At 62.5% G+C, this 26098-nt stretch carries 31 protein-coding genes; 21 read left to right on the top strand and 10 right to left on the bottom strand.

Annotation, left to right across the window (positions count from 1 at the left end; genetic code table 11):
• Window positions 1–80: 80 nt before the first annotated feature.
• Window positions 81–974 (top strand): serine hydrolase, encoded by an 894-nt coding sequence (locus HMPREF0291_RS10580; protein ID WP_005291362.1) that lies wholly within the window; start codon window positions 81–83, stop codon window positions 972–974.
• Window positions 975–1075: 101 nt separating this feature from the next.
• Here the strand turns inward: HMPREF0291_RS10580 and rpsR are convergent, their stop codons facing one another.
• From rpsR to rpmB, 4 genes are read right to left on the bottom strand one after another with little or no spacing between them, the layout of a single operon-like run.
• On the bottom strand, window positions 1076–1324 hold the full coding sequence (rpsR, locus tag HMPREF0291_RS10575; RefSeq protein ID WP_005291360.1) for a 30S ribosomal protein S18: 249 nt from the start codon (window positions 1322–1324) through the stop codon (window positions 1076–1078).
• Between the two features lie 18 nt (window positions 1325–1342).
• Window positions 1343–1648 (bottom strand): 30S ribosomal protein S14, encoded by a 306-nt coding sequence (rpsN, locus tag HMPREF0291_RS10570; protein WP_005291358.1) that lies wholly within the window; start codon window positions 1646–1648, stop codon window positions 1343–1345.
• Between the two features lie 2 nt (window positions 1649–1650).
• Window positions 1651–1815 (bottom strand): 50S ribosomal protein L33, encoded by a 165-nt coding sequence (gene rpmG / locus HMPREF0291_RS10565; protein ID WP_005291356.1) that lies wholly within the window; start codon window positions 1813–1815, stop codon window positions 1651–1653.
• Window positions 1815–2051 carry a 50S ribosomal protein L28 gene (gene rpmB, locus HMPREF0291_RS10560; protein ID WP_040423806.1) on the bottom strand — a complete coding sequence of 79 codons (237 nt, stop codon included), beginning with the start codon at window positions 2049–2051 and terminating at the stop codon, window positions 1815–1817. The genes rpmG and rpmB overlap by 1 nt, the downstream gene beginning before the upstream one ends.
• Window positions 2052–2388: 337 nt before the next feature.
• Here rpmB and HMPREF0291_RS11390 point away from each other — a divergent pair, with 337 nt between their 5' ends.
• The 10 genes from HMPREF0291_RS11390 (at window position 2389) to HMPREF0291_RS11905 (ending at window position 9598) form a co-directional block, all read left to right on the top strand.
• On the top strand, window positions 2389–3291 hold the full coding sequence (locus HMPREF0291_RS11390; RefSeq protein WP_083770334.1) for a CPBP family intramembrane glutamic endopeptidase: 903 nt from the start codon (window positions 2389–2391) through the stop codon (window positions 3289–3291).
• Window positions 3288–3587, top strand: coding sequence for a hypothetical protein (locus HMPREF0291_RS11385; RefSeq protein ID WP_005291351.1), 300 nt, complete (start codon window positions 3288–3290; stop codon window positions 3585–3587). The genes HMPREF0291_RS11390 and HMPREF0291_RS11385 overlap by 4 nt, the downstream gene beginning before the upstream one ends.
• A gap of 51 nt (window positions 3588–3638) precedes the next feature.
• The gene (locus HMPREF0291_RS10550) at window positions 3639–4583 is read left to right on the top strand and encodes a DUF418 domain-containing protein (RefSeq protein ID WP_005291349.1); all 945 of its coding nucleotides are present in this window, start codon (window positions 3639–3641) and stop codon (window positions 4581–4583) included.
• Between the two features lie 139 nt (window positions 4584–4722).
• Window positions 4723–4995, top strand: coding sequence for a type B 50S ribosomal protein L31 (locus HMPREF0291_RS10545; protein ID WP_005291347.1), 273 nt, complete (start codon window positions 4723–4725; stop codon window positions 4993–4995).
• 28 nt (window positions 4996–5023) lie between these two features.
• Window positions 5024–5197 carry a 50S ribosomal protein L32 gene (rpmF, locus tag HMPREF0291_RS10540; protein ID WP_005291345.1) on the top strand — a complete coding sequence of 58 codons (174 nt, stop codon included), beginning with the start codon at window positions 5024–5026 and terminating at the stop codon, window positions 5195–5197.
• A gap of 113 nt (window positions 5198–5310) precedes the next feature.
• Window positions 5311–6009 carry a response regulator transcription factor gene (locus HMPREF0291_RS10535; protein ID WP_005291343.1) on the top strand — a complete coding sequence of 233 codons (699 nt, stop codon included), beginning with the start codon at window positions 5311–5313 and terminating at the stop codon, window positions 6007–6009.
• Window positions 6006–7442: a sensor histidine kinase gene (locus HMPREF0291_RS10530; protein WP_005291341.1), complete on the top strand. Its 1437-nt coding sequence runs from the start codon at window positions 6006–6008 to the stop codon at window positions 7440–7442. Before HMPREF0291_RS10535 ends, HMPREF0291_RS10530 begins: the two co-directional genes overlap by 4 nt.
• A 100-nt stretch (window positions 7443–7542) precedes the next feature.
• Window positions 7543–8769, top strand: a complete 1227-nt coding sequence (locus HMPREF0291_RS10525) for a S1C family serine protease (protein WP_005291337.1) — start codon at window positions 7543–7545, stop codon at window positions 8767–8769.
• Window positions 8770–8838: 69 nt separating this feature from the next.
• Window positions 8839–9405, top strand: coding sequence for a MogA/MoaB family molybdenum cofactor biosynthesis protein (locus HMPREF0291_RS10520; protein WP_005291333.1), 567 nt, complete (start codon window positions 8839–8841; stop codon window positions 9403–9405).
• 22 nt (window positions 9406–9427) lie between these two features.
• A complete protein-coding gene (locus tag HMPREF0291_RS11905; RefSeq protein ID WP_005291331.1) occupies window positions 9428–9598 on the top strand; it encodes a hypothetical protein in 171 nt (56 codons plus the stop codon).
• A 20-nt stretch (window positions 9599–9618) separates the two neighbouring features.
• Here HMPREF0291_RS11905 and mscL read toward each other — a convergent pair whose 3' ends face one another.
• Genes mscL through HMPREF0291_RS10505 form a run of 3 tightly spaced genes read right to left on the bottom strand, consistent with a single transcriptional unit; the run spans window position 9619 to window position 11298 of the window.
• On the bottom strand, window positions 9619–10044 hold the full coding sequence (mscL, locus tag HMPREF0291_RS10515) for a large-conductance mechanosensitive channel protein MscL (protein WP_040423805.1): 426 nt from the start codon (window positions 10042–10044) through the stop codon (window positions 9619–9621).
• Window positions 10045–10071: 27 nt separating this feature from the next.
• Entirely contained in the window at window positions 10072–10710 is a 639-nt protein-coding gene (locus tag HMPREF0291_RS10510) for an SAF domain-containing protein (protein ID WP_005291327.1), read from the bottom strand.
• Between the two features lie 3 nt (window positions 10711–10713).
• On the bottom strand, window positions 10714–11298 hold the full coding sequence (locus HMPREF0291_RS10505; RefSeq protein ID WP_005291325.1) for a 5-formyltetrahydrofolate cyclo-ligase: 585 nt from the start codon (window positions 11296–11298) through the stop codon (window positions 10714–10716).
• A 70-nt stretch (window positions 11299–11368) separates the two neighbouring features.
• Here HMPREF0291_RS10505 and HMPREF0291_RS10500 point away from each other — a divergent pair, with 70 nt between their 5' ends.
• The 5 genes from HMPREF0291_RS10500 (at window position 11369) to HMPREF0291_RS10480 (ending at window position 16035) form a co-directional block, all read left to right on the top strand.
• Window positions 11369–12313 (top strand): UTP--glucose-1-phosphate uridylyltransferase, encoded by a 945-nt coding sequence (locus HMPREF0291_RS10500; RefSeq protein WP_005291323.1) that lies wholly within the window; start codon window positions 11369–11371, stop codon window positions 12311–12313.
• A 12-nt stretch (window positions 12314–12325) separates the two neighbouring features.
• Window positions 12326–13591, top strand: coding sequence for a molybdotransferase-like divisome protein Glp (gene glp, locus HMPREF0291_RS10495; RefSeq protein ID WP_005291320.1), 1266 nt, complete (start codon window positions 12326–12328; stop codon window positions 13589–13591).
• Window positions 13588–14265, top strand: a complete 678-nt coding sequence (locus tag HMPREF0291_RS10490) for a GNAT family N-acetyltransferase (protein WP_005291318.1) — start codon at window positions 13588–13590, stop codon at window positions 14263–14265. Before glp ends, HMPREF0291_RS10490 begins: the two co-directional genes overlap by 4 nt.
• A gap of 108 nt (window positions 14266–14373) precedes the next feature.
• Window positions 14374–15480: a divisome protein SepX/GlpR gene (sepX, locus tag HMPREF0291_RS10485; protein ID WP_005291316.1), complete on the top strand. Its 1107-nt coding sequence runs from the start codon at window positions 14374–14376 to the stop codon at window positions 15478–15480.
• A 24-nt stretch (window positions 15481–15504) separates the two neighbouring features.
• Entirely contained in the window at window positions 15505–16035 is a 531-nt protein-coding gene (locus tag HMPREF0291_RS10480) for a hotdog fold domain-containing protein (protein ID WP_005291314.1), read from the top strand.
• Between the two features lie 25 nt (window positions 16036–16060).
• Here the strand turns inward: HMPREF0291_RS10480 and HMPREF0291_RS10475 are convergent, their stop codons facing one another.
• Window positions 16061–17704, bottom strand: a complete 1644-nt coding sequence (locus HMPREF0291_RS10475; protein ID WP_005291312.1) for a thiamine pyrophosphate-dependent enzyme — start codon at window positions 17702–17704, stop codon at window positions 16061–16063.
• 67 nt (window positions 17705–17771) lie between these two features.
• Entirely contained in the window at window positions 17772–18509 is a 738-nt protein-coding gene (locus HMPREF0291_RS10470) for a DNA-3-methyladenine glycosylase I (protein ID WP_005291310.1), read from the bottom strand.
• Between the two features lie 56 nt (window positions 18510–18565).
• On the opposite strand from HMPREF0291_RS10470, the gene HMPREF0291_RS10465 reads away from it, so the two are divergent.
• Window positions 18566–18973, top strand: a complete 408-nt coding sequence (locus tag HMPREF0291_RS10465; protein WP_005291308.1) for a DoxX family protein — start codon at window positions 18566–18568, stop codon at window positions 18971–18973.
• 10 nt (window positions 18974–18983) lie between these two features.
• Window positions 18984–19622 carry a zf-HC2 domain-containing protein gene (locus HMPREF0291_RS10460; RefSeq protein WP_198002204.1) on the top strand — a complete coding sequence of 213 codons (639 nt, stop codon included), beginning with the start codon at window positions 18984–18986 and terminating at the stop codon, window positions 19620–19622.
• Here HMPREF0291_RS10460 and HMPREF0291_RS10455 read toward each other — a convergent pair whose 3' ends face one another.
• A complete protein-coding gene (locus HMPREF0291_RS10455) occupies window positions 19623–21200 on the bottom strand; it encodes a dolichyl-phosphate-mannose--protein mannosyltransferase (protein WP_198002203.1) in 1578 nt (525 codons plus the stop codon).
• A gap of 50 nt (window positions 21201–21250) precedes the next feature.
• On the opposite strand from HMPREF0291_RS10455, the gene rsmI reads away from it, so the two are divergent.
• Genes rsmI through metG form a run of 3 tightly spaced genes read left to right on the top strand, consistent with a single transcriptional unit; the run spans window position 21251 to window position 25825 of the window.
• Window positions 21251–22096, top strand: coding sequence for a 16S rRNA (cytidine(1402)-2'-O)-methyltransferase (gene rsmI, locus HMPREF0291_RS10450; protein WP_005291302.1), 846 nt, complete (start codon window positions 21251–21253; stop codon window positions 22094–22096).
• A 39-nt stretch (window positions 22097–22135) separates the two neighbouring features.
• A complete protein-coding gene (locus HMPREF0291_RS10445) occupies window positions 22136–23938 on the top strand; it encodes a BCCT family transporter (RefSeq protein WP_005291300.1) in 1803 nt (600 codons plus the stop codon).
• A gap of 18 nt (window positions 23939–23956) precedes the next feature.
• A complete protein-coding gene (gene metG / locus HMPREF0291_RS10440; RefSeq protein WP_040423804.1) occupies window positions 23957–25825 on the top strand; it encodes a methionine--tRNA ligase in 1869 nt (622 codons plus the stop codon).
• Window positions 25826–26098: the final 273 nt, after the last annotated feature.

Here is a 26098-nt window from a genome sequence, read left to right as displayed (position 1 = left end):
CAAAAGATACCCGATCTTCCGTGCGGCAGCCTAAACCCTTGCCCTGCTTTCCCTGGAAAGCAGGGCTATGATCTGTAGCCATGATGCGCCACCTCGCCGCTTTCCTCGCTGCAGCCGGGATCGCGATGCCCACTATTGCAGTCCCGAACATCGCTGAAATGCCCGTTATCGGCCCTGCCGCAGTGGAAGCGTTCAACCAGATCCCCAGTAACGTCAAGCGTGATCTCGGGTGGCCAACCCCAATGTCCAGCCAAGCTCTGGGATTGAACTCAGCCGCCCCGCAGCAACGCCCTCAACCGGTGAGCATCCAGCCGCAGCTGCAGGGAATTGTCAACCGCGTCAACGCGCGCCACGGCGGGCAGGTCACCATCTCTGTGTTCAGTCCCGGCGCCAGCGCGACGGCAGGGGATAACCGGCCGCAGCCGGCTTTTTCAACAATGAAGGTGCCCGTCTCCATCGCAGCGCTCAAACAGGACGGTCCTCGCTGGTACCGCGATGCAGAATTGGCCGTGACAGTATCTGACAACCCAGCCATGCACCGCATGGCCAATGCCATCCCCACCCACCAGGTGCAGACAGTGCTGGGCGAAGGACGCACCCACACTGCTACTTCCCCGGCGCACAAGATGTCCACACTGTGGACCACGAGCGAGCAGGCGCGCTTCGCGGCGAACCTTCCGTGCGTGAATGGCTCGGGCCCGGTTGTGGGCATGATGGCACGAATCACGCCCGATCAACGTTGGGGATTGGGGCGAATGCCCGGAGCGCGCTTCAAAGGCGGGTGGAACCACCAGGGTGGGGGATACCTAGCCCGCCAGTTCGGTCTCGTGCGCGGGCCGCGCGGCGACGTGGCCATCGCCATTACGGCGTATGCACCCCATGGCGGCTACGGCAAAGCAACGCAAATGCTCAACGACATTGCCTCTGAGCTGAACGGTCAGCTCGGATCCCTGCCTGTCGCCCGCTGCGGCTAGCCCGCGCAAGGCGGCGACAAACAGGCCGCGAAATAGAAGAAGCGCCCGTCTCCCTACATAGGGGAGCGGACGCTTTTCTTACGCTGCTGTCAACCAGTGATTTAGCGGCTGGTGAACGGCAGCAGAGCCATCTCGCGGGCGTTCTTCACGGCGGTGGCCACCTGGCGCTGCTGCTGTGGCGTCAGACCGGTCACGCGGCGGGAACGGATCTTGTGGCGGTCGGAGATGAACAGACGCAAGGTCTCGATGTCCTTGTAGTCGACTGCCTCAATGCCCTTGGCCTTGAGCGGATTCTTCTTCGGGCGGCGGGACTGCTCCATCCGCGCCTTACGGTTGTTGTTGCGCTTCATTATTGGTGCACTCCTTGCTTACCAGGACGACTTGCGGACGCCCGGCAGCTCACCGCGGTGAGCCATCTCGCGCATGCGGACGCGGGAGAGGCCGAACTTGCGGAGGTAGCCGCGGGGGCGACCATCGTGGGAGTCGCGGTTACGAACGCGAGCCGGGGAGGCGTCGCGCGGCTGACGGTTGAGCTCGAACTGAGCCTCGAGACGGTCCTCGTCGGACGTCTCCGGGTTGCGGATGATCGCCTTGAGCTCCTGGCGGCGCTGCGCGTAACGCTCGACGATCTCCTTGCGCTTTTCGTTCTTAGCGATCTTGGACTTCTTAGCCATTTCTATCGCTCCTCGCGGAATTCAACGTGCTTGCGCGCGACCGGGTCGTACTTCTTCAAAGAGATGCGGTCCGGGTTGTTGCGCTTGTTCTTACGGGTGACGTAGGTGTAGCCGGTGCCCGCGGTGCTCTTGAGCTTGATGATCGGGCGGATGTCGTTCTTGGGCATTAGACCTTCTCCCCTCGGGCGCGGATCTGAGCGACGACGGACTCGATGCCGTCACGGTCGATGATCTTCAGACCCTTGGTGGAAACGTTCAGCGTGATGGTACGGCCCTCAGAGGGCAGGTAGAAACGCCGCTTCTGCACGTTGGGGTTCCAACGACGCGAGTGGCGGCGGTGCGAGTGAGACACGGTTTTGCCGAATGACGGCTGCTTTCCCGTGACCTGGCAATGTGCCGACATGGTTACTTCTTTCTCCTAGCCGCTTGAAAACTCGGAGACATGTAATAGCTGACACCACACTCGAAACTAGAAATCGGCCTGGTAGTGAGGATGGCCGGGTGAGCTCGAGGGCGTCAAAAGTCACCGGTTGACTAAGCGTAAACGTGTACTTCGACAACAGCGAGAGTCAACACTACACCCACAGCCGGCGAACTCCTAATCGCTGGAACGGCATCTGCGGCGGCGTCCATGACAGCTTGCATGGTGGGGCAGTGGCCGCAAAATCGGGGACAACCCTGAGGGGAAATCGGTGCGATCCCCGTGGCGGGAGAAACGGTGTTCTTGGTGGGATGAAACCATGAATACTTCCCGCGCTGCGTCGCCTCCTGATGACTTCATTTCTCTAACCACCCCTTCAGATCCAGCCACCCCGCCTCGGCTGCCGCTGACGTGGTGGGGTATCACTGTGCGCGGCGTGGTCGCGGTGGTGATCGTCCTTGGTGCTACCTTCATCCCTCTCGGGCTGATGCTGGTGACGGGCGTCTCAGATCAGCCTGTGGTCGCTGGTCTGCAGCGGTTCGGGTTGAGCGCGATCAACTGCGTGCTGGCGTTTCTGGCTGTCTGGGCGTGGATGCGTTATGCGGAACGACGGCCTTTTGCTGCCACTGGTTTTGGCGGCGCCAAGGTGGTCACGGGGTTGGTCGCAGGAACCGTCGCGGCGGGCGCACTGGTTCTCTTGGCGCATTTGATCGCGGTTGCGTTAGGGATGACCAACGGTGAGATGCCCGAGGAGTTTCCATCTGAGTCGGCCGCAGTCATCATCGGCGCTGTGTTTGAGCTCGCCGGCTTCGCATTTTTGCTGCAGGGCATCCCAGAAGAGTTAGTGTTCCGCGGTTGGCTACTTCGGTCCACGCCAGGCCGCCCGTGGCTAGGGTTCTGGTGGTCGACCGTCGTGTTCACGGTCATGCACTTGTTGTCGCAGGCGGGACAGGAAGGGATTGTGGATCACCTGCTTTATCTGGTCACTTCTTTCGGTATCGCCGTCTTTGCGGCGGTGTGCGCGATGCGCTGGGGTAATGGATGGATAGCGGCGGGTATTCACAGCGGCTTTCACGTGGGAACCCTCATAGCTACCTACACCCTTCCGCCGATCGAGCCGCGGGTGATGTGGGTGCTCCCAGGCGTTCTTTTCACTATCGCGGCTGGTGCGCTCCTTCGCGGCGCCACGCGCAGGGCAGCGGTGCTATTGTCGCGCGCATGAACCCGCAACCCCAGGGGCATGCTTATCGACGCATCGTTGCCCTCGACATCGCCCGCGGCCTGGCGATCCTGGGGACGCTGCTGACAAACATTTGGTTGTTCGCCGGATCGACCGAGGATTTTCTCACCGGCTATTTCCCGGACAAGTCCATCGCTGCACAAGCAATGGATTTTGTACGTGGAACGAGCGGGGCCGACGTCCGATTCGACACCTGGCTGATTGATTCTCTCCTGTATCTGGTCACCGACGGCAAATTCCTAGGTCTATTGACCATCATGTTCGGCATCGGCGTGTAGATCCAACGGCAGAGCCGGTTGCGCCGCGGCATGCCCTGGCCAGGCGGCTACATGTGGCGTGCCGGCGTTCTCGTGCTTGAGGGATTGCTGAACTACATCTTCATCTTCGAGTTCGACGTGCTCATGGGCTACGGTCTGACCGCTCTTGCTGTCGCGCCGATTCTTGCGCGCAGTGAGAAGGTGCAGAAGGGGTGGATGATTGCCGGGCTGTGCGTGCACGCGCTCGTTGTATCTGCATTCACCATGGTTGCCATCGGGTTGAACGTCATGCTGAAGGAGAAGGGCCCGGAGGCGTTGGGCCTTGATGAAATCATGGGGGATTACTCCACCGAGAGCTACTGGGGCATGGTCGAGTTCCGCGCGCGTGACCTCCTCGGCGGCCGATGGGAGGTGCCCATCATGTTCTTCATGGGCATCGGCGTGTTCATCATTGCTGCACGCCTGTACCGTGCAGGGCTCTTCCAACCTGACGGCCACCGGCTGCGCGGGAAGGTCATGGCAATCGGCTTCGGTATCGGTCTCCCGCTGGATTGGATTGTGAGAATTTTCCTCACCATCAGTGGTTTTCCGGTCGCCCGGTACGTCACCTCAACGATGGTGGCTTTCGGGGTTTTGGCGCTCGTCGCTGGTTTCTACGTGAGGAAAGACAACGTGCTCGGCAGCGTGGGCAAGCCCTTCGCGGCCGTCGGGCGCATGGCGCTGACGTGCTACATCCTGCAGAACGTCATTGCATCCGTCATCTTTTATGACTTCGGCTTCGGGGTTGCGCGGCGCATTCAAGGCCCACTTTTCACTTACTGGGTTCTGCTCATCTTCGCGGCTATCGCGGTAGCACTAGTTCTCTTGAGCGTCGTTTGGCTGAATAACTTCAAGCTGGGGCCGGTGGAGATGGTCATGAAACGGATCTATGAGCCGCTGGCGAAGCGGCGGGATCAACGAATTTTGCGCAAGCGGGGCGTAGCGGTGACCACGGGCCCGGAACCGGCAGGGGCGTGATTTTCCTTTTCAACGTGCTGCCGGTAACATCCCTGCAGTCCATTTCGCACCCAACTCAGGCACGATCCGTTTCTGGCGCAGATAGCAGCGCAGAGAAGTGGAACCGACCTGAAGTATCAATCCTGAGGGAAACGAAGAGATGAAAAACGATATCCACCCTGATTACCACCCGGTGATCTTCCAGGACGCAGGTACTGGCCACCAGTTCCTGACACGTTCCACTGCCACCTCCGGCCGTACCGCCCAGTGGGAGGACGGCAACGAGTACCCGCTCATCGTCGTCGATGTCACCAGCGAGTCCCACCCGTTCTGGACGGGCGCGCAGCGTGTCATGGACACCGCTGGCCGCGTTGAGAAGTTCAACCGCCGTTTCGGCGGTATGGCTCGCCGCAAGAAGAAGTCCGACAACTAGTAACGGCCGTTAAGGAGGAGAAGACACCATGGCAACCCCGAAGTTCCGTAAGTCGCGTTCGAACACGCACCACCGCCGCTCCCAGTGGAAGGCCGACAACGCCGCTCTGGTTGAGACCAAGATCGACGGCCAGACTGTGCGTATCCCGCGCCGCCTGGTCAAGGCTGCACAGCAAGGCCTGATCGACGTCGAGCAATTTTAATTCTGCCAATCCCATGTGAAAACCACCACGAAAGTGGTGGTTTTTTCTGTCTAAAAACAGTTAAAGGCCCCTCAATGTCATGAGTTTTAGCTAGGTATGGTCATAATAGTGATATGAAGATCTTGGTGGTCGACGACGAGCAGGCGGTCCGGGAGTCTTTGCGGCGCTCCCTGCAATTCAACGGATACGACGTTGCACTGGCAAAAGACGGTCAGGAGGCGCTTGCGAGCATTGAGCAAGAGCAACCGGACCTGACAGTTCTCGATGTGATGATGCCGCAGCTCGACGGTCTGGGAGTATGCCGTGAATTGCGCTCGTCTGGTTATGACCGGCCGATCCTCATGCTCACTGCCCGCGATGGCGTCTCCGACCGTGTGGCTGGTCTGGACGCGGGGGCGGATGACTACCTGCCCAAGCCATTCGCGCTGGAGGAGCTGCTGGCGCGTGTACGCTCCCTGCTGCGTCGCGCTCGCGCCGATGCCATTCAGCAGGATGCTGAAGGCGGCTCGGAGCTCAGCTTTGAAGATCTCCACCTCGACATTTCTTCTCGCGATGTCCGTCGCGGTGACCGCCACATTTCGCTCACCCGCACGGAGTTCTCCCTGCTTCACCTGCTGTTGCGGAACCCCCGCAAAGTGCTCACCCGGCAGAAGATTCTCGAAGAAGTGTGGGGCCACGAGTTCCCCTCGTCCGGCAACGCCCTTGAGGTCTACATTGGATATCTGCGCCGCAAGACCGAGGCAGACGGGGAGCCCCGTCTCATCCACACCGTGCGCGGTGTCGGGTACGTGATGCGGGAGTCTGCGCCGTGATCCTCCGGCGTGTAGCCGGCGAAACCCAAGACATTCAGGGGGTTAGGTCGCGGGAACTCGAGCTGTCGCGCCCCTCGTCGCTACGCAGCAGGATTGCAACGCTTGCGGCGGTCCTTGTGACCCTCGCTGTCGGTGCAACAGCCCTGCTGTCCTACGTTGCCGTCTCAGGGGCCATGGAGGACGGCGAAGTTCTCGAGCTGGAAGCCCGTACTGTGGCGCTGATGCGCCAAACGCAATACGTGCTTGATACCTCGGGCACGGATGTCGAGATGCTCGGTATGCTGGTTGACCAGTTTCGCACTGACAATCCGGGTTACCGGGTAGCGGTGTCACCTGGTGAGAATCAACCGTTTGTCGGTGATCCCGTTCCCGTAGACAGGTTCGCGCGGAAGGGGCAGGGCCCCGATTGGACGCAGGAAACCTTCAGCAACGAGTGGGTTTCGGTACTCCGCGACGGCGACGGCGTGACTGTTGCGCTTGCCCGCGACACGGGCGGAGTGCTCGCCCAGGACAACCGGTTGCGGGCCACACTCATGGGCATTGTCGGTCTAGGAACGTTGCTGGCCGCACTCAGCGGCTCGCTGATTGCCCGCAGTACGTTGCGTCCGTTGGAGCGTCTCCGGCGTTCTGTCGATCGTGTCCGAGATAGCAACGAGCTTGAGCCTATTGAGGTCGAAGGCGACGACGAATACAGCCGCCTGGCTGAATCCCTCAACGAGATGATGGCTTCGCTCAATGACTCCCGTGTGCGCCAATCGCAGCTCGTCGCCGATGCTGGCCATGAGCTGCGCACCCCGCTGACGTCGATGCGCACCAATATTGAGTTGCTGACAATGCTCCACCGCTCCGGTCAGCGCACCATGATGGCCGAGCAAGAGCTCAACGATCTGGAAGACGATGTCACCGCCCAGATGGAAGAGATGTCGACGTTGATCGGCGACTTGGTGGATCTCGCACGCGAGGATGTTCCGCAGAAGGAGTTCGAGCCGGAGCGTCTGGACGGGGTCCTCACTGACGCTGTCGAACGCGTCAAGCGCCGCCGTCCAGATGTGGAGTTCCGCTTCCGCGCGGACCCGTGGGTGATGGACGCTGATTCGAACGCCCTATCCCGCGCCCCCGTCAATCTCTTGGATAACGCGGCGAAGTGGTCGCCGCCGGGTGGGGTGGTCCGTGTGTCCCTACGTGCAGCGAAGCGCAGCGCCGTGCTCATCATCGACGACTCCGGCCCCGGAATCCCGGTGGAGGAGCGGAGCAAGGTTTTCGAGCGTTTCTACCGCGCGCCAGAGTCCCGCGCTATGCCGGGATCGGGCCTTGGTCTGGCGATCACGCAGCAGGTTCTGCATCGTCATGGGGCCACCATCGCCGTCGAAGAGTCCGACGACGGAGGCACGCGTATCCGCGTCGTCTTTCCCGGCCGCCCGGTGTCGGAGTAAAGCGACCCCGGCACCACACAGTGAGCGAGTAGGAAGTACTACGATGAGCTGAGATTCATCGCGATGTTAGTGACAGCTAGCGGGAGGACAATACCCGATCATGACGTACACGAATGACCCGAACGGTGCTTTTGCCCCTCAGCCGGCCCGGCAACCCATGCTGCAGCCGGAAGCGCAGCCTTTTTCTTCTCAGCCCGTGACTGTGAACACGCGGCAGAAGAAAGGCTTGGGCGCCGGTGGGGCAATCGCTCTGTCACTGGTGACAGCGCTCATCGCGGGTTCGGCCGCCGGCTATGCTGTGAGCCACTTCGCCGGTAACGGATCTGGCTCCGGGCAGAGTCTTGGCATGGGGGCCAGCGACCAGGACAACGCGCTCGAAGCACCTGTGGACAATGACAGGCCGCCAGCGCCGGATGGTTCGGTGGAAAAGGTCGCCGAGTCCGTGCTTCCCGCCGTGGTGTCCATTTCTGTCGTAGCCCGCTCCGGCGCAGCTGAGGGATCCGGTTCGATCATCTCCTCCGACGGGAAGGTGCTAACGAACCACCACGTGGTTGCGGAAGCAGCCGATGGGGATACGAAGATGCAAGTCACGCTTAACGACGGTTCCAAGCATCCCGCCTCATTCATCGCCTCGGATGTCAATACCGATATCGCTGTGATTCAGATTGAGGGGGTGTCTGACCTCCCGGTCGTCCAGTTCGGCAACTCCGACAACTTGGCGGTGGGGCAACCCGTTGTGGCGATCGGTTCGCCGCTGGGGCTGTCTGCGACTGTCACCACTGGCATTGTTTCGGCACTGAATCGACCAGTCCGTGCAGCTCAGGGTGGCGGCGAGAGCTCACTGATGGACGGTATCCAGACGGATGCTGCGATTAACCCGGGCAACTCAGGCGGTCCGCTGGTGGACATGAACGGCCATCTTGTCGGCATGAACTCCGTGATCGCGTCCTTGTCGCAGGGTGCGTCCGGTGAGTCGGGGTCGATCGGTCTCGGGTTCGCCATCCCGTCGAACTTCGCTCGCCGTGTAGCGGACCAGCTGATCAACGAAGGCGAAGCGCGTCAGCCGATGATGGGTGTCCAAGTGGACATCCGCCACAATGCCGACGGCGCGTTGATCGACTCTGTGCAGCCAGGCAGCCCTGCTGACGAGGCTGGATTGAAGCCTGGCGATGTGATTATCCGCGTCAATGACCGGCCGATCGATTCTTCTGATGCCCTGGTGGCAGCTACCCGTTCCTACGACTTCGGTGAGACGGTGACCTTGGAGGTCAAATCTGCTGGATCGGATGAGACCAGAACGGTAGATGTGACTCTGAGTTCGGAGTAGATTTCTAGATGCGAAACTTTTCGGAGTAGCACACCACCTGCCACGAACTGAAGACGAGGAGTAACGGTCATGTCGGACACTCTTGACGCGCTGGACATCCACGAGCCGGACGAGGCTTTTCTGATGGCAACGGAAGCCGAGGTGGAAGTCCCCAGTCAGCCGTGTGCACTCGCAGTCCTGGTGAGCGATCACAAGCAGGGTGGGGCGATCGACGAGGGGACTGACCGTCTCGTCTTCGAACTTCTCCAGGAGATCGGCTTCAAGGTGGACGGCGTCGTGTACGTGAAGTCTAAGAAGTCCGAGATCCGCAAGGTCATCGAGACGGCTGTCGTAGGCGGTGTGGACCTCGTGGTCACGGTCGGCGGCACCGGTGTCGGCCCTCGCGACAAGGCCCCGGAGGCGACCCGCGGTGTCATCGACCAGCTCGTGCCCGGTGTTGCCCAGGCGGTGCGTGCTTCCGGTCAGGCCTGCGGCGCGGTCGACGCATGCACGTCCCGCGGCATCTGCGGCGTGTCCGGGTCCACGGTAGTGGTCAACCTGGCCCCCTCGCGCGCGGCGATTAGGGACGGCATTTCTACGATCTCTCCTCTGGTTGCGCACCTCATCAGCGAGCTGCGCAAGTACAGCGTCCAGTAGTTCCCGCGGTCTTTTCAGGGCAATGGCTTCACGGAAACCCCGCCGCCGCGCTTCTCGTCGGGCTGAGACCGACTATGACAGGCACGCCGACACCCCGATTACTGAGAAAAAAGGAGACGGCGAGCGCTACGTCAATTTCGATGAAGAACCACCGATTCTTGACGAGCGCCCGCCGCATTACGGAGGGGACTAATTTTCTAAGTTGTTTGGGCCTTACGCGCGGGGCGTGTCGGTCGGGGCAGTGCCGTTCTTGCCGGCGAGCAGGTCGCGGATCTCGGTGAGCAGCTCCTGCTCGGTCGGGTCCTCTGCCTCCGGGTCAATGCCCTTGCGGCGCTTCTGCGCTGCGTCCAGCTTGTTCATCGGAGCAACGATGAGGAAGTAGACCACAGCAGCGATCAGCAGGAAGTTGATGATCGCGGTGATCAACGCGCCGAAGTCCACGAAAGTGGCATCGTTGTCCGGCAAGACGTGGAAACCGAGGGGGGAGAAGTCCGCGCCGCCGACCGCGTTGATCAGAGGGTTGATGATGTTTTCAGAGAATGCAGTGACAACCGCCGTGAACGCGGCACCGATGACGACACCGACAGCCAGGTCGATGACGTTGCCGCGCATGATGAAATCTTTGAATCCTTGTAGCACGGTGAGACAAGTTAACATATCAAATGACTATTTGTCTTGCCTGACGCGTTCACCAGTGAGAACAACAGCGAGCGGGGAGGACAGCGAGGCCGCCGCCACCGCCTCCGCTTCGTCGTGAAGGAGAAGGAGTAGAACGCTTCCGGCGGGCGAGTCTTCTGCTCCGCCGGCCAGGACCACTACGCCGTTTGTGGCGATTGTGCGGGCCGCTCCTTCCTGTTCACCGTGATTAATGGTCACCACGGAGACTCGGTCGCCGTGGTGGAGCATCGGAATGATGTCGGGCTCAGCAAGCTTGACGGGCACCATCGTGTAATCTGCACGGTCGCCGGGCACGAGCGCTGAGACGAGATCGGGCCCCAGCAACCGCGTCGGAGTGACTACTTCGCCCGCACTTGCCGTCGACGCCACGATCTGCCCCTCTACATCACTGACCTGGTCGAAAGCGCCGTCGGGCACGATCGCCTCCGGCATTCTTTGCAGCTCAACGTCATCGGCGCTGAGTGGCTCGCCGGGAGAAACTTCGCGGGTGAATGCCAGCACGGCCGGGTCATTGGCCGCTCTGCCGGTGACGGTGGTGAGGGCGGCGGCGAGGAGTAACAGGGCGGCGGTGAGACGTCGTAAAGCAAGCGCGCGGCGGTAGCCAGGAGCGAGTGTGAGAAAGTCCATGCCTTATTGGACTGTCGCAGCCCCCGGACTGGTTCCCTTGAAACGCAAAAACCCTTGCGGGGTGACAGCGCCGTCCACAGGCTTGTCGTGGGGCTCGGAGGGCAGGACGTCGTGCACCTCGTCGTCGTAGACCAGCGCAATCCGGGGAACTGCACCTGCATGCACCAGTGCTCGGTCGTAGTAGCCCGCGCCTTGGCCGAGCCGCATCCCGCGCCGATCCACCCCCAACGCGGGAACAATCACCACGTCACAGCTGCTCAACATCGACGATGGGAAACGCTCACCGGTGGGCTCAGTAATGCCGAAGTGCGCCCCGCGAGCAAGCTGCCCCGGCACATGCAGTGCCCACTCCAACACCCCAGCACCGAGTGTGACGGGCAAGAAGACCTCTAATCCCGTTGCCGCGAGGACGTCGGGAAGCTCCTCGCCCCCGGGTTCAGTAGGCATAGGGGAGTATGCGGCTACGCGGGCGCAGCTGCGGAGATGGGTGAGCAGGTGGTCGCGCACAGCGGCGTCGATAAGCGCCTTGTTTTCGCGCACTCGTCTGCGCTGACGCGCAACCGCACGCAGCTGCCCCTTTGAATCCATCGCTATCCTTTGTACAGCCTGCGGGAGGCTTTAGCTGAATGTCGAATCATTGTGGGTAGACTCACCACTTATGGCATCTACGCGCAAGTCCAACGTGAAAACCGTGATCGTGCCCGCCGCAGGCATGGGCACGAGGTTCCTGCCCGCCACGAAGACGGTGCCGAAGGAACTGCTGCCGGTCGTGGACACTCCGGGCATTGAGCTCATCGCGGAAGAAGCAGCGCAGTTGGGGGCACAGCGCCTGGCAGTCGTGACCGCGCCAGGCAAAGGCGAGGTCATGGAGCACTTCGGCCCATTCGATCAATTGCGCGATACCCTGCTGGCACGCGGCAAGGACGAGCAGGCGCAAAAGGTTGCCCGCGCATCCGACATCATCACGGCGGAGGCTGCCGTGCAGGAAGAGCCGCTGGGCTTGGGCCACGCTGTGGGGTGCGCGGAATCTCTGCTGGGTGATGACGAAGATGTTGTCGCCGTCATGCTGCCCGACGACCTTGTGCTGCCCACCGGCGTGATGGAAAAGATGGCTGAAGTCCGCCACGCTCTCGGCGGGTCAGTACTGTGCGCCTTCGAGGTCGACCCGGAAGACGTGTTCAACTACGGCGTGTTCGATGTCCGCGAGGTTGAGGCCGGCGCTGATGTCGACGCAACCCACGTCAAACGCGTCATGGGCATGGTGGAGAAGCCAGAACCCGCCGAGGCTCCGTCCAACTTCGTCGCCACCGGACGCTACCTGCTCGACCGCGGCATCTTTGACGCTCTGCGCCGCATTGAGCCGGGCAAGGGCGGCGAGCTGCAGCTCACTGACGCGATTGAGCTGATGATCAACGAGGGCCACCCAGTTCACGTCGTCGTCCACGACGGCAAGCGCCACGACCTGGGCAACCCGGGTGGGTACATTCCGGCGAACGTGGACTTCGGCCTCAACCACCCGAAGTACGGTCCCGCGCTCTACAAGGCCATCAAACAGATCGTCGCGGACTTCGAGTCGGAGAACCCACACCTGCGCGACCAGTAGTAGGTTCAAACCATGCGCAGTGTCGACGAGCAGCTGGACATGATCATCGACGCGACGATGACGCCCGAGCCCATCCGCATCGGCATCACCGACGCGTTGGGCTTGATGTGCGCCGAAGAAGTCCAGGCCTCCTCACCACTGCCGGGTTTCTCGCAGGCAGCTGTCGACGGTTACGCGGTGCGCGCGGTCGACGTCGGCGGCGGTCAAACACTGGGTAAGAAAGAAGGACCGGCCGCGGCGGAGACCGAAACGTCACTGCCCGTGGTGGGCGAGGTCGCGGCAGGCTCGCAAAAACCACTGCGCCTCCAGCCACGCCAAGCTGTCCGTGTGGCCACGGGCGCCCCGCTGCCGACGCTTGCAGACGCTGTCTTGCCGCTCGAATGGTCCGACCGCGGCCGCAAACGCGTCTCCCCGCACCGTCCGGTGCGCTCTGGTGATTTCATCCGTAAGGAAGGCGACGACATCCAACCCGGTGACCTGGCTGTGCGCGCTGGTGCCGTGCTCGGCCCAGCGCAGATTGGCCTGCTGGCTGCCACCGGCCGCGATAAGGTGCTGGTGTACCCGCGTCCGCGTGTGACAGTGATGTCTTACGGTCTTGAACTGGTTGACGTTGACCGCAACCCCAGCCTGGGCCAGGTGTATGACGTCAGCTCCTACGCCGTCGCCGCTGCAGCGAAAGACGCAGGTGCGGAGGTCAACCGCGTCGGAATCATCAATGCGGAACCCCGCCGCCTCAAGGAGCAGATTGCCACCCAGGCGCAGCGCAGCGAATTCCTTATTATTACGGGTGCCGTTGGCGGCTCAAGTGCGAAGCCGCTCCAGGAAGCGCTCGGTGAGCTGGGGGAGATCGACACCTCGCGCGTTGCCATGCACCCTGGGTCTGCCCAGGGCTTCGGTCTGATCGGCGAGGACCGGATCCCGGTTTTCCTGCTGCCGTCAAACGCGGTCAGTGCGCTGGTGATCTTCGAGGCGCTGATCAGACCTGCGGTCCGAACGTCGCTGGGCAAGCGCGTGCCCACGCGCCGCACCGTCAAGGCGCGCTCGCTTAACCACATCGAGTCGATTCCGGGCCGCGTGGGCTACGTGCGCGCCCGCCTCATGCGCGATGCGGAAACACGCGACTACCTGGTGGACAGCATTGGTGGCCCGTCCGGCGGCCCGGCCCACCTTCTGGCCGGTCTTGCTGAGGCGAACGCGATGATCCGCATCCCCGTCGACGTGGCGCACGTCGGTCCTGGCGACATCGTCGATGTCATGTTCCTCCAGCAACGGGCATGATCTTCGGCAAGAAATCCCGCCCGCGCTCGGGCCAGCGTCACCCAATCCACCCCGGTTGGCCGGAGCCCACGCCGACGGTGTTCATCCCGGGTGAGAACCGTTTGCGCTTGCGTCCGCTCACCATCCAGGACGGCAGGGACTGGGCGCGCATGCGCATTGCCGACGAGCCCACCCTGCGCCCTGTCGAGCCCACGGTCAGTGGCACGTGGCGCGAGGCCCACTCGCAGTCCGCATGGATGTCTACCTGGACCAACCTGCGCCGCTACGCCCAGGACGGTGTCATCGTTCCGCTGGTCATCGAGCTCGACGGTGCCTTCATCGGCCAAGTCACGTTGGGCAACATTCAGCACGGCGCGATCGGGGAGTGCTGGATCGGGTACTGGGTTCATTCGCCCTATTCGGGCCGGGGCATCGCGACGGTCGCGTGCGCCCTCGGGGTGGACCACGCCTTTGCCCGGATCGGCATGCACCGCGTGACCGCGACCTACCTTCCGGACAACCCGGCTTCCGGCAAGGTACTGGCCAACGCGGGCTTCCGGGAGGAAGGCTTCCTCAAAGAGAATCTGCATATCGACGGCCGCTGGCGTGACCACCACTTTGTCGCCCAGAACATTGATGATTTACCCGGATCAGCTGTGGAAAGGCTCGCCGCACAGGGTTGTTTGTGGATTTAAATTCTGCACCAATTTTCACGGCGTGGTTCGGTCAGAGGCCCACTTTCCGTGGCTAGTGTCTAGCTAACAACTAGCAACCTGTCCTGTGTGCAGAAAGGTCGTGGGCCCATGTCCGGCAGCCTCAGCCTGATCATCGTCCTCATCGTCGTGGTGTGGGCGATCGTTCTCGCTCCGATGGTGTTCGGGGACTCCAAACCCATCAGGCGTTCCGGAGAGGGGTACGACGAAACTCGCGTCCTTCACCAGGGCGGCACCGCTGATGTGCAGGGTCGACGCCGTCCGCGCGTTACCAAAGCGGACATTCACCACTTCGACGACGACAATGATTATGAGGTCGTTGAGCCTGTGAAATCCGACAGCGGTTCGACCTCCTGGAAGAAGCGCAGTGCCGCCGCAGAGCACGATGTCATCGACGCAGAGCCCGAGCCCGCGGCGCTTATCGACGACACCGCAGCCACCGACGACGAGACCGTCACGTATAGCGTCGTTCGCGCCGGTGATTTCGATGACAGTGACGTAGGTGCCGCCGAGTACGAGTTGGACGCGACGTACTTCTCCCCGGAGGATTACGGTTACAGCACCGTCGTCACGCTCGAAGCAGATGAGACTGCGGATCTCGACGCAGATACAAAAGCAGACGCTGATGCCTTCGCTGACGACGAGAGCGCCTCTGATGTGGAGCTGGCCGTTGAGGACGATCTCGACGCAGAAGACCTCGATGTTGACGCTGACGCTGAGGTCGAGCTCGACGAGAGCGAAATCTCTTACGCCCGCGCACGCCGTGGCCGCGGCGGCTGGGACCCGCAGACCGCGCAGCGCGCCCGCGAGGACCGTGCTCGTCGCCGCCAGCGCACCATCCTCGGTCTCGCCGCCGCGACTGCGATCGCAGTCGTGCTCGCGCTCGTCGCTGGCGGCTGGGCATGGGCAGCACCGGTTGTCGTTGCCGGACTTTTGGTCTGGTACTTGGTGGCACTGCGCACCCAGGTCATGCAGGAGCGTGAGCTTCACGCGCGCCGTATGCGCCAGCTCCACCGTGCCCGCCTGGGTGTCGTCTCCTCCGAGGAAGGGGCTCCGGTTCCTGCTCACATGCGCCGTCCAGGCGCTGTGATTGTGGAGATCGACGACGAAAGCGCCGACTTTGCCAACCTGCCCACCTACCGCCGCCCGGTCGAGCAGCTCGACGAACCGGAGACGCAATACCGCGACATCGCCTAACTGCGGCCAGTAACATCACGGGGTATGACTGACGCTTCCGTGACTACTGCTGACCCGACCACCCAGACCAACCCCAACCCGGGCAAATCCGCCCAGCTGTGGGAAAAGTTCAGTGACACCGCGCTCAAGCGTGCGGTGTTTTCTGCCTTTTACTCGGTCAAAGCCCCCTACTTCCGCACCGTCATGCCGCGCGTGCGCGAGGCCGTCCCGGGCCGCTGCGTGGTGCGTTTGGGCAAGTGGTGGGGTGTGCAGAACCACATTGGCACCTTCCACGTGATTGCTGGGCTGAACGGCGCTGAAGCCGCGATGGGCCTGCTGTGCGAAGTGTCGGTTCCGGACACCCACCGTTGGATCCCTCGTGGCATGCGCGCGGACTACCCGAAGAAGTCCACCGGAGGCCTGACCATTACCGCGACCGCGGACTTCCCGGACTTTGACTCCATCACCCGCGAGACGGGCGGACAGCTGGTCACTATTGATTGCCAGATCGTCGACGATGCAGGTGTTGAGCCCATCACCGCCGAGATCGACGTCTGGGTCACCGCGAAGAAGTAACCCCTGAGCCTGAAGGTTCCAGAGACTACGGCAAAGGCTCCGCCTGCTCCTGGTCCACGCGGACGTGGAGCAGCGCCACCCGGCCGTCCGCCACCTGGCGGACGGCCTCTTCCACGGTGTTGTCCACTTGTGCAGGGTCGTCCAGCTTCGCCGCCCACGCGCCGTTCGCTTCGGCCAGCTTGCAGAACTCCGGGTTCTCCAGCTGGGTACCGCTGACCCGACCTGGGTAGTGCTTCTCCTGGTGCATGCGGATCGTGCCGTACTGGGCGTTATCCACGACCACGATGAGAACCGGGGTGTGGTAGCGCACGGCGGTGATCAACTCGTTGCCGTTCATCATGAATTCGCCGTCGCCGGTGAACACGACCGTGAAGCGGTCCGGGAACGCCAGCTTCGACGCGATCCCAGCCGGCAGCGAGTAACCCATCGAACCCAGACGGTTCGCGATCATCGATGGGAATGTCCGCGTAGGGAAGAACCGCTGCGGCCAGAAGCAGTGGTTGCCGGCCCCGTAGGTGCAGATCGCGTCGTCGGGAAGCTGTTTGATGAGTGCCTCCATGACGTCGTGCATGTCCACGCACGCGGCGGGTTCGTCGTAACGCTTTGCGACAGTGGGCAACGTGGAGTGCTCCAGGTGCAGCTCGCGCGCCCGGGTGAACCATTCGCTGGTGTCGGGCGTGGAATCGAGCTCGAGGCTGCCCAGCGCTTCGGCGAAGGCCACCGGGGAGGCGATGATGTGACGCGTGACGGCGGCAGTGTGGCCGACCAAGTCCGGGTCCGGCGTGATCACGATGTTCGCTGCACCAAAGTCCTGCCGGCGGGTGAAATTGTCGGTGGGCTTGTCCCACAGGACGCCGCCGACGGTAATGAGCAGGTCGGCGTCGTCGAGAAGCTGCGCGGTTTCCTCTTTGCGCGCGGTGCCTAGCCACCCGGCGTTGGCAGGGGAGTCGAAGCCGATGCGGTCGGAGGAGCGGGTGTCGCCCACGACCGGGATCTCATGCTCCTCCGCAAACTGCTGGACAGCGTCGCACGCTTCCTGCGTCCAGCCCTGGCCACCTTCGAAGATGAGCGGGCGCTCGGCCTTCTCCAGGTGTTCCTTGAGCACCGCCGCATCGGCATTGGACACGCCTCCATGCGCGACCTTGATGGGCGGAGCGAGCTCACCACCTGGGCACTCGGCGGCTACGACATCTTCCGGCAACCCGACAACGACCGGGCCCGGACGGCCCTGCTGAGCCAAACGCATCGCATTCGCGACGACACCGCTGGCGCGGTCTGGCTCATCAACAATGAACACGCCCTTGGCAATCGAGCCGAACCACTGGTGCGGGTCGAATTCCTGGAAAGACTCGCGGTAGCGGTCTTCGCGCGGAATCAGACCAATGAACAGCACGAGCGGGACGGCGTCCTGCCAGGCGGTGTAGACACCGATCTTGGCGTTGGCAGCACCGGGGCCGCGGGTGACCATGACCACTCCGGGTTTACCGGTCGCCTTACCGTAGGCATCTGCCATGTAGGCGGCGCCGCCCTCGTGGCGGCACACAATGGTGGAAATATCAGTGTCGTGCAAACCGTCAAGCACAGCGAGGTAACTCTCACCGGGGACCAGGAAGACGTGTTCCGTCCCGTGGTCTTCGAGGGTCTGGGCGATGGCCGAACCGACGTGCATGGCTCTCCTTGGTGGGGGCTACTTACCCCACCAAGAGTGCCCTGTCATGCCGGTTTCTGCCACTGACTTAGAACTCGAGCGGCGTCATCCGCAGTCCCGCATCGCGACGCCAAGAGCCCTGCAGATGGGTGTTCACCACACCTGCCGCCTGCATGAACAGCCACGCAGACTTCGGGCCGATGAAGGTGAAGCCGCGGGCTTTGAGGTCTCTGGCCAGCGCAGCAGATTCTTCTGTCCGTTCAGGGATGTCCAGCATCGTTTCCGGTTGCGGCATGATGGCTGGCTGGTAGGCCCACACGAGTTCGGGCAGGCATGTTCCGTCGCGTCGCATCGCCACAGTGGCCTCAGCGTTGGTGATGACGGCGCTGAGTTTCGTCCGGTTACGGATCAGGGCTGGATTGTCCAGCATTTTCTCCACGTCAGCCTCCGTCATCTGCGCCACGACATAGGGGTCAAAATCGCTGAAGGCACGGTTGAGGGCGGGGAACTTCCGCAGCACGGCGCGCATGGAGAGTCCGGATTGCAGGACTTGGAAGCACAGGGCGCGGAACATCTCATTCTCGCTCAGCCCGGGCACACCCCACGTCGTGTCGTAATACAAACGTGTCAGTGGGTCTGTGGCTGCCCACGGCGGGCGGGCCTTGCCGTCTTCGCACATGACGGGGCCGACAATGGCCGGTTTGTCTTCCAACAGGGGCGCGAGCAAGCGGGCGTGCAGCGGGCAGTCGTCGATGGTGAGGAAGTCGAAGGGGAGGTGGTCGTAGGAGCAGGTGCAGTGTGTTTCAAAGTCGAGGTATGTCGTCATACCCTCGTTAGACTGCTGGACGTGCCCGTTTGGTTCCACGTTGTAGGGTTGAATTCATGAATAGACCGGCTGTCCGCGACTTTGCGCTGCTCCTTGCACGTTTCATCGTGGGAGTGGTGTTCATTGCCCGGGGTTACCAGCACTGGGTGGGAACGGGGATGAGCGAGACTGCGCAGCAATTCGCCCAGGCCGGTGTACCGCAGCCACGGTTGGTCGCGTATGTGGCGGGCTCAGTCGAGTTGATCGGCGGTGCCATGCTCATCATCGGGTTGCTCACCACTATCATCGCCGGGTTGATGGCCGTGATGGTGCTGGTGGCAGGCTATTTCATCCACCTTCCGCACGGTTTCTTCGCAGAAGACGGCGGACTAGAGTACCCGCTGATTCTCGCCGTTCTCCTGGGGCTGATCTTCGTGTTCGGCGCGGGCCGGGCGAGCATGGACCGGGTGCTCGTTGATGGTTAGCCACAGCGAGGTGCAAAAAGCGCTCTCTGCGCGTATCGACGGTGAAGACCCCGGCCTAGACAACGCCGTCCTCGACGCTCACCTCGCCGGTTGCCCCGAGTGCCTGGCCTTCTGGGAACGGTCGCTGCGGCTGACCAGCTCCTTGAGCCTGGTGGAGGCTGATGGTGCCATGGTCCCGCCTACAGATCTCTCCGATGTCATCTTTGCTGGGGTGGAGGGCGAATTCCGCCGCGTTTCCTCCCGGCGCGTTGTGGCGTTGGCGGTGGGCCGGATCCTCCTAGTTGTGCTCGGTGTGGTTCACGCGTTCTGGGCCGGTGACTATGTCTTGTCCGCAACGGCTGTCACCGATGATTCCTCCACGGCCCAATTGCTCATCGGGATGGCCGCGGTTCATGTCGGCATTACATCCGCCTTGCTTTTTGCTGCTTGGAAGCCTGCTCAAATCCCCGGAATCTTGCTCATCGTGGGCGCAATGTTCGGCTTCACGGTGGGCTTCGTCGTGCTGGAGGCCGTTTCTGGCAGCGGCACAGCGCCGTGGATGCAGCTGTTCACACTGTTGCTCACCTGTGCTGCGCTGGTGTTCATGTGGTTTGCCGACAAGGGGCTGGCTAACCCGCTGCGGCGCCTCAGTTCGGGCCCGCTGCCGTAGCTAGGTCCAACTCGGTAGCCACATGATCTGCTGGAACCAGCTGTCGGGGATGACAAAGCCGTAGAGGATCGGGGAGAAGTAGAGGAACATCCCGATCACCACAGCTAAGTAGCTCACCACCGTGAACTGGCCCCATATGATCGGGTAGCCGGCGATCTTGTGCAACTTCGGCACGGGCCCGCCCTTCTGCGCTAGGTTCCCCAGCGCCAAAGCTATGAGCACGATGGTGAAGGGGACCAGCGGCGCAGCATAGAAGAAGTACATCTGGCGGTCGAAAGCCGCCAGCCACGGCAAAAAGCCCGCCGCAAAGCCGATCAGCGGCAAGATGACGCGGCGGTCACCACGGGAGATCCACGCCCAGATCGCCCACAGCAGGATCGGGACTGTCAGCCACCAGATCGCGGGTGTGCCGAAGAGGTAGATCATGCGGCGGCACTCTTGCCCGCCGGCGCATTCGATGCCGGTGGAGGAGTAGAACAGGATCGGGCGCGACGCCACCAGCCAAGCCCACGGCTTAGAGTCCCACGGGTGCGAGTGGCCGGATGAGGAGGTCAGCTCACTGTGGAAGTTGAGCACGGACAGGTGGTAGTACAGCCAGCCGCCCAAAGCGTCGGGCAGGTTGCTCAGCCAAGGCCAGTCGGAGTCGGCGATGGTGCCGTCGACCGCCGCGTGGCGGTACACCGAGGTTTCGGAGGCGAACCAAGCGCGCCACGACCACAAGTAGAGAACTGCCGGGATGAGCACGATCGACGCCAGCGCTGATGGAACGTCGCGCAGCAGCGTTCCGGCCACGGGCTTTTCCACGTCGTAGCGCCGCCGCAAGTACACGTCATAAAAGGACGACAGCAATCCGAAGAAGGCGATGTAGTACAGGCCGGACCACTTCACGGCCAGAGCGCACCCGAGTACGACACCGGTGGCAAACCGCCACCAGCGAAAACCCAGCCGGGGGCCGTACGGGCCGGAGGCGGCGATGGTGCCGTCACGCCACGCGCTGTAAAGCCTCTGATGCACTTGGCGCATATCTCCCGCGAGCGTCCACGCGGCTACAACAACGGGAAGCAGAATGAACACATCCAGCATGCCGAAACGGCTGATGACCAGCAGCACACCGTCGCAAAGAGCAATGATGCCCGCGAACATCGCCACTACCCACGACTGCGAGATGCGCCGCGCGAGCAGCATGATGAACACCACAGTCAACGCACCGAACAGGGCCGCCACGAAACGCCAGCCGAGCGGGGTGTAGCCGAACAGTGTTTCACCGAGTGCGACGAGTTTCTTGCCCAGCGGCGGGTGTACAACGAGGCCGTAACCCGGGTTCGACTCAATACCGCCGATGACCGGGTTGAACGACGAACGGTAAATGTCCCAGCCCTGAGGGACGTAGTGCTTCTCGTCGAAAACCGGGGTGCCTTTCGACACTGCCGTGGTCACTCCGATGAATCGCGTGAAGAACGCCAGCACGGCCACCACCGCTGTGGTGATCGTGTCGCGGCGGTCCCAGGGGACCGTCACAGGTGCGGTGGGGGCGGGACGGTCCACGCGCACTTTCTCGGCCACTAGTGTCGAACTCACGGGTGATGATCTTACTGTGTGCCCCGCGCTGCTTGTGACAAGCTGGGTGCATGGACAACACTCTTCCCGCCCATGGTGTCGTGGTGGCCGCCACTCCGTTGGGCAATATCGGTGACGCGTCCCCGCGCCTGAAGGCAGCGCTGGAACGCGCCGACGTGATCGCCGCTGAGGACACCAGGCGGGCCCGCAACCTGGCGGCAGCGCTCGGGGCGGAGATCCGCGGCAGAGTCGTCTCCAACTTCGACCACAACGAGGACAAGCGCACGCGTGAGCTTATCGACGCTGCACGTGCAGGCATCGTCCTCATCGTCACCGACGCAGGCATGCCGCTGGTGTCCGACCCAGGGCATTCCCTTGTCAGCGCTGCCCACGATGCCGGCGTGCCGGTGACGTGCCTGCCTGGGCCGTCGGCCGTGACCACCGCGCTCGCTCTGTCCGGACTGGGCGTGGGCCGGTTCATTTTCGACGGTTTCGCTCCACGGAAGTCTGGTGCGCGTCGGTCATGGCTCGAGTCGCTGCAGACCGAAAAGCGCGCCGTGTGCTTCTTCGAGTCACCCCACCGCACCGCAGCCACGCTCGAGGAGGCCGCGGAGGTCCTCGGGAATGACCGCCGCGCCGCCGTGTGCCGGGAATTGACCAAAACATTTGAGGAAGTCCGCCGCGGAACCCTGGGCGAGCTCGCCGCGTGGGCGGCCGAGGGCGTGCGCGGGGAAGTCACCGTTGTCATCGACGGCACCACCGAAGTGGGGGTAGAGCCGGAGGACTTGGTGGGGGACGTCGAAAAGCTCACAAAAGGCGGCATGCGCTTGAAGGATGCAGTCAAAGAGGTCGCGAAAAATGCGGGAATTAAAGCAGGAGAGCTTTACGACGCCTTCATCGCCGCCCGCAGCCAATAGTCAGCAAAGGTGCACCCTGCGCACATCTCCGTTACCGTCATGTGGGTGAGTAGTGAAGAGAAGATGACAGATCCGCATGACCCGAACATCGACCCGCACGCTGACGACCCGATCGTGACCCACAACCGCCCCGCTACCGCCGAGCTTCAGGACCTTCTGGATGCGCGGAACGACGGCGACCAGCAGAAGATCAGCGACCCGGAGGATGCTATTGAGCGTGCCTCCGAAGACGAGAACCTGAAAATCGACTGGGCGATTGTCGCCCCGCTCGCCGTCATCGTGGTCGCCGTAGTCGTTTGGGGCCTGGCCGCAAAGGAGAGCTTCAGCGCCTTTTCCAGCGCGTCGTTCAGCTGGGTGATCGAGAACCTCGGTTGGGCGTACGTCCTGTTCGGCACTATTTTCGTCGTGTTCGTCATGGTGCTTGCGGTCTCCAAATTCGGCAAAATCCGGCTCGGCGCTTCCGACGAGCAACCGGAATTCACCACCATGTCCTGGATCGCGATGATGTTCGCCGCCGGCATGGGCATCGGCCTGATGTTCTTCGGCGCATCCGAGCCGCTGAACTTCTACCGTGACGGCGTGCCTGGCATGGACAGCGCGGATGCCGTGGGCACATCCATGGCGCAGACGATGTTCCACTGGACCCTTCATCCGTGGTCCGTCTACGCCATCATCGGCCTCGCCATCGCCTACTCCACGTTCCGCCTCGGCCGCAAGCAGCTGCTGTCCAGCGCGTTTATCCCGCTCATCGGACAAAAGCGCGCGGACGGATGGCTGGGCAAGCTTATCGACGGCCTCGCCATCTTCGCCACCATCTTCGGCACCGCCTGCTCCCTGGGACTGGGCGCCCTGCAGATTTCCACTGGCCTGGAGGCCTCCGGACTCGTCGATTCCCCGTCGACCATGTTGACCGTCGGCATCGTCAGTGTCCTGACCCTGGCGTTCCTGCTGTCCGCCATGTCCGGAGTGGGCAAGGGCATCCAGTGGGTTTCGAACTTCAACCTGATCGTGGCGGCGGTGCTGGCCATCTTCGTGTTCGTCTTCGGGCCGACCCTGACGCAGCTGAACCTGCTGCCGACTGCCATTAGTTCCTACCTGGACCAGTTCTTCCTCATGGCGTCGCGCACTGCCGAGTCCGCCGACACCGAGGCAGGGGAGTGGCTCGGTTCCTGGACCATTTTCTACTGGGCATGGTGGATCTCCTGGTCCCCGTTCGTGGGCACCTTCCTGGCTCGTATTTCCCGTGGCCGCACCATCCGTGAATTCTGCTTTGGTGTCACTCTCATCCCGGCTGGCTTGTCCACCGTGTGGTTCTGCATTTTCGGCGGCACCGCCATCCACCTCGAGCAGACCGGTGAGTCCATCTATGGCGAGGGATCGTCCGAGGAGCAGCTGTTCAACCTGCTGCACTCCTTCCCGGGCGGTTTCGCCATGGGCATCCTGGCGCTGATCCTGCTGGGCACCTTCTTCATCACCTCCGCGGATTCCGCCTCGACTGTGATGGGCTCCCTGTCCCAGAACGGCAAGACCGACGCGAAGCCGCTACTGACCGGCATGTGGGGCCTTGCCACCGCAGCCGTCGGCCTGACCCTGCTCATCGCGGGCGGTGACGACGCTTTGGACTCCCTCCAGAGCGTGACCATCGCGGCTGCCACCCCGTTCCTGGTCATTCTCATCCTGCTGATGTTCGCCATCGTGAAGGACGTCAGCAATGACACCATCTACCTGGACATGAAGGAGGAGCAGCGCTTCAACCACCAGCTGGCTGTCGAGCGCCGGATGCACCGCGATGCCATTGCCAAGGCCCGCAAACGGCAGCGCATGTTCGGCACCAAGCGGTAGTCACTTATGCTGGGGCGTATGACTGTCTCCCCGAACAACGCCACCTCCGAAAATGTCCTCGTGTGCGTGGCGTGGCCCTATGCAAACGGGCCACGCCACATCGGCCACGTCGCCGGCTTCGGCGTCCCTTCCGATGTGTTCGCGCGCTACCAGCGCATGGCGGGAAACAACGTGCTCATGGTGTCCGGCACCGACGAGCACGGCACGCCGCTGCTCGTCCAAGCGGACAAGGAAGGCGTGACGGTCAAGGAGCTGGCGGACCGCTACAACCGCCAGATCGTCGAGGACTTGGCCGGTTTGGGTTTGTCCTACGACCTGTTCACCCGCACCACCACCCGTAACCACTACGCGGTGGTGCAGGAGTTGTTCAAGGGCTTGTACGACAACGGGTACATGATCAAGGAGACGACCAAAGGCGCGATCTCCCCGTCGACGGGCCGTACCTTGCCGGACCGCTACATCGAGGGCACGTGCCCGATTTGCGGTGCAGACGATGCCCGCGGCGACCAGTGCGACAACTGCGGAAACCAACTCGACCCAGTCGACCTGATCAATCCGGTTTCTAAGATCAACGGTGAAACACCGGAGTTCGTTGAGACCGAGCACTTCATGCTGGACTTGCCGTCACTAGGCGATGCCCTCAAGGAGTGGCTCGAGGCGCGCCAAGACTGGCGCCCCAACGTGCTGAAGTTCTCGCTCAACCTGCTCGAGGACATGCGTCCGCGCTCCATGACTCGCGACATCGACTGGGGCATCCCCGTTCCTGTCGAAGGCTGGGAGAACGACCCAGGCAAGAAGCTCTACGTGTGGTTCGATGCGGTTATCGGCTACCTGTCCGCCTCTATCGAGTGGGCTGCCCGCTCGGGCAACCTGGACGCCTGGAAGGATTTCTGGCAGGACCCGGCCACGCGCGGTTACTACTTCATGGGCAAGGACAACATCACGTTCCACTCCCAGATCTGGCCCGGTGAGCTGCTGGGATATGCAGGTAAGGGCACGAAGGGCGGCCAGGAGCACCGTCTGGGCACACTGAACCTCCCCACTGAGGTTGTGTCCTCGGAGTTCCTCACCATGTCCGGCTCGAAGTTCTCCTCCTCCAAGGGCGTGGTCATCTATGTCAAGGACTTCCTGGCGGAGTTCGGACCTGACCCGCTGCGCTACTTCATTGCCGTGGCTGGCCCGGAGAACAACGACACTGACTTCACGTGGGACGAGTTCGTCCGCCGCATCAACAACGAGCTGGCGAACGGCTGGGGCAACCTGGTCAACCGCACCGTGTCCATGGCGCACAAGAACTTCGGCGAGGTGCCGCAGCCGGGGGCGTGGAACGAGTCGGATCAGCGCATTCTCGACCTGGCTGCCCGCACGTTCGGCGAGGCCGGCGCGGAGCTTGGTGAGGCCCACTTTAAGAACGCCATCACCAAAATCATGCACGTCGTCGGCGAGGCCAACGCCTACATCGCGGAGCAGGAGCCATGGAAGCTGGCCAAGGACGAGTCTCAGCGCGAGCGCTTGTCGACGGTCCTCTGGACCGCCCTCCAAGTCGTCTCCGATTGCAATGCGATGCTGACCCCTTTCCTGCCGCACACCGCTCAAAAGGTGCACGAGACTCTCGGCCGCGACGGTGTGTGGGCCGCATCCCCGCGCGTGGAGGAGGTCGTGGATAACGCCGAGCATGACGATGCTGGCATGAACCTCATCGGTGTCGGCCTGCCCGAAATCGGCCAGACCTACCCGGTGATCACAGGTGACTACGAACAGCAGCAGGCAACCTGGTCCCGCGTCGACGTTGTGCCGGGCACTCCTTTGGAGAAGCCGCAACCCCTCATTGCGAAGCTCGACCCGGAGCTCGGCGGGACCGGCCCCGAGTGGGCACCGGTGCAGTAGCGGGCTCGGGTCCGGGCTCGCCCCTGCAGAGCTCGATCCTGCTGGGCTCGATCCTGCAAAAGATGACAAACTCGATTCCCGTGTAGAAAAATCCCTGCAGGTCAAGGACTTTTGGGGGACTAAATCGGAATCGAGTTCGTCAACGTTTGCAGCGGGGGGTGAAGTGCTGCGAGTTAGGGTTGCCAGGGCGCCCGTGCGGAAAAGTTGACAAACTGGTTTTCTGTCTAGAGCCATTAGCGCAGGTCAGAACGGTTTGAGCTGCCAACTCGCACT

Origin of the sequence: Corynebacterium genitalium ATCC 33030 (assembly GCF_000143825.1) — a bacterium.
Taxonomy (GTDB): domain Bacteria; phylum Actinomycetota; class Actinomycetes; order Mycobacteriales; family Mycobacteriaceae; genus Corynebacterium; species Corynebacterium genitalium.
Note: the sequence above shows the minus strand (reverse complement) of the source record. Positions and strands in the feature narration are given on the sequence as shown.

What these genes read in the sequence shown, in the direction of transcription:
- rpsN (WP_005291358.1), bottom strand. Translation starts at nt 1,648, where the DNA reads ATGGCTAAGAAGTCCAAGATCGCTAAGAACGAAAAGCGCAAGGAGATC.
- HMPREF0291_RS10520 (WP_005291333.1), top strand. Translation starts at nt 8,839, where the DNA reads ATGTCGGACACTCTTGACGCGCTGGACATCCACGAGCCGGACGAGGCT.
- HMPREF0291_RS10445 (WP_005291300.1), top strand. Translation starts at nt 22,136, where the DNA reads ATGTGGGTGAGTAGTGAAGAGAAGATGACAGATCCGCATGACCCGAAC.
- HMPREF0291_RS10545 (WP_005291347.1), top strand. Translation starts at nt 4,723, where the DNA reads ATGAAAAACGATATCCACCCTGATTACCACCCGGTGATCTTCCAGGAC.
- HMPREF0291_RS10510 (WP_005291327.1), bottom strand. Translation starts at nt 10,710, where the DNA reads ATGGACTTTCTCACACTCGCTCCTGGCTACCGCCGCGCGCTTGCTTTA.
- HMPREF0291_RS10505 (WP_005291325.1), bottom strand. Translation starts at nt 11,298, where the DNA reads ATGGATTCAAAGGGGCAGCTGCGTGCGGTTGCGCGTCAGCGCAGACGA.
- HMPREF0291_RS11385 (WP_005291351.1), top strand. Translation starts at nt 3,288, where the DNA reads ATGAACCCGCAACCCCAGGGGCATGCTTATCGACGCATCGTTGCCCTC.
- HMPREF0291_RS10535 (WP_005291343.1), top strand. Translation starts at nt 5,311, where the DNA reads ATGAAGATCTTGGTGGTCGACGACGAGCAGGCGGTCCGGGAGTCTTTG.
- HMPREF0291_RS10580 (WP_005291362.1), top strand. Translation starts at nt 81, where the DNA reads ATGATGCGCCACCTCGCCGCTTTCCTCGCTGCAGCCGGGATCGCGATG.
- HMPREF0291_RS10525 (WP_005291337.1), top strand. Translation starts at nt 7,543, where the DNA reads ATGACGTACACGAATGACCCGAACGGTGCTTTTGCCCCTCAGCCGGCC.
- glp (WP_005291320.1), top strand. Translation starts at nt 12,326, where the DNA reads ATGCGCAGTGTCGACGAGCAGCTGGACATGATCATCGACGCGACGATG.
- rpsR (WP_005291360.1), bottom strand. Translation starts at nt 1,324, where the DNA reads ATGAAGCGCAACAACAACCGTAAGGCGCGGATGGAGCAGTCCCGCCGC.
- sepX (WP_005291316.1), top strand. Translation starts at nt 14,374, where the DNA reads ATGTCCGGCAGCCTCAGCCTGATCATCGTCCTCATCGTCGTGGTGTGG.
- HMPREF0291_RS10550 (WP_005291349.1), top strand. Translation starts at nt 3,639, where the DNA reads ATGTGGCGTGCCGGCGTTCTCGTGCTTGAGGGATTGCTGAACTACATC.
- rsmI (WP_005291302.1), top strand. Translation starts at nt 21,251, where the DNA reads ATGGACAACACTCTTCCCGCCCATGGTGTCGTGGTGGCCGCCACTCCG.
- HMPREF0291_RS10470 (WP_005291310.1), bottom strand. Translation starts at nt 18,509, where the DNA reads ATGACGACATACCTCGACTTTGAAACACACTGCACCTGCTCCTACGAC.
- rpmB (WP_040423806.1), bottom strand. Translation starts at nt 2,051, where the DNA reads ATGTCGGCACATTGCCAGGTCACGGGAAAGCAGCCGTCATTCGGCAAA.
- rpmF (WP_005291345.1), top strand. Translation starts at nt 5,024, where the DNA reads ATGGCAACCCCGAAGTTCCGTAAGTCGCGTTCGAACACGCACCACCGC.
- HMPREF0291_RS10500 (WP_005291323.1), top strand. Translation starts at nt 11,369, where the DNA reads ATGGCATCTACGCGCAAGTCCAACGTGAAAACCGTGATCGTGCCCGCC.
- HMPREF0291_RS10475 (WP_005291312.1), bottom strand. Translation starts at nt 17,704, where the DNA reads ATGCACGTCGGTTCGGCCATCGCCCAGACCCTCGAAGACCACGGGACG.
- HMPREF0291_RS10490 (WP_005291318.1), top strand. Translation starts at nt 13,588, where the DNA reads ATGATCTTCGGCAAGAAATCCCGCCCGCGCTCGGGCCAGCGTCACCCA.
- rpmG (WP_005291356.1), bottom strand. Translation starts at nt 1,815, where the DNA reads ATGCCCAAGAACGACATCCGCCCGATCATCAAGCTCAAGAGCACCGCG.
- HMPREF0291_RS10465 (WP_005291308.1), top strand. Translation starts at nt 18,566, where the DNA reads ATGAATAGACCGGCTGTCCGCGACTTTGCGCTGCTCCTTGCACGTTTC.
- metG (WP_040423804.1), top strand. Translation starts at nt 23,957, where the DNA reads ATGACTGTCTCCCCGAACAACGCCACCTCCGAAAATGTCCTCGTGTGC.
- HMPREF0291_RS11905 (WP_005291331.1), top strand. Translation starts at nt 9,428, where the DNA reads ATGGCTTCACGGAAACCCCGCCGCCGCGCTTCTCGTCGGGCTGAGACC.
- HMPREF0291_RS11390 (WP_083770334.1), top strand. Translation starts at nt 2,389, where the DNA reads ATGAATACTTCCCGCGCTGCGTCGCCTCCTGATGACTTCATTTCTCTA.
- HMPREF0291_RS10480 (WP_005291314.1), top strand. Translation starts at nt 15,505, where the DNA reads ATGACTGACGCTTCCGTGACTACTGCTGACCCGACCACCCAGACCAAC.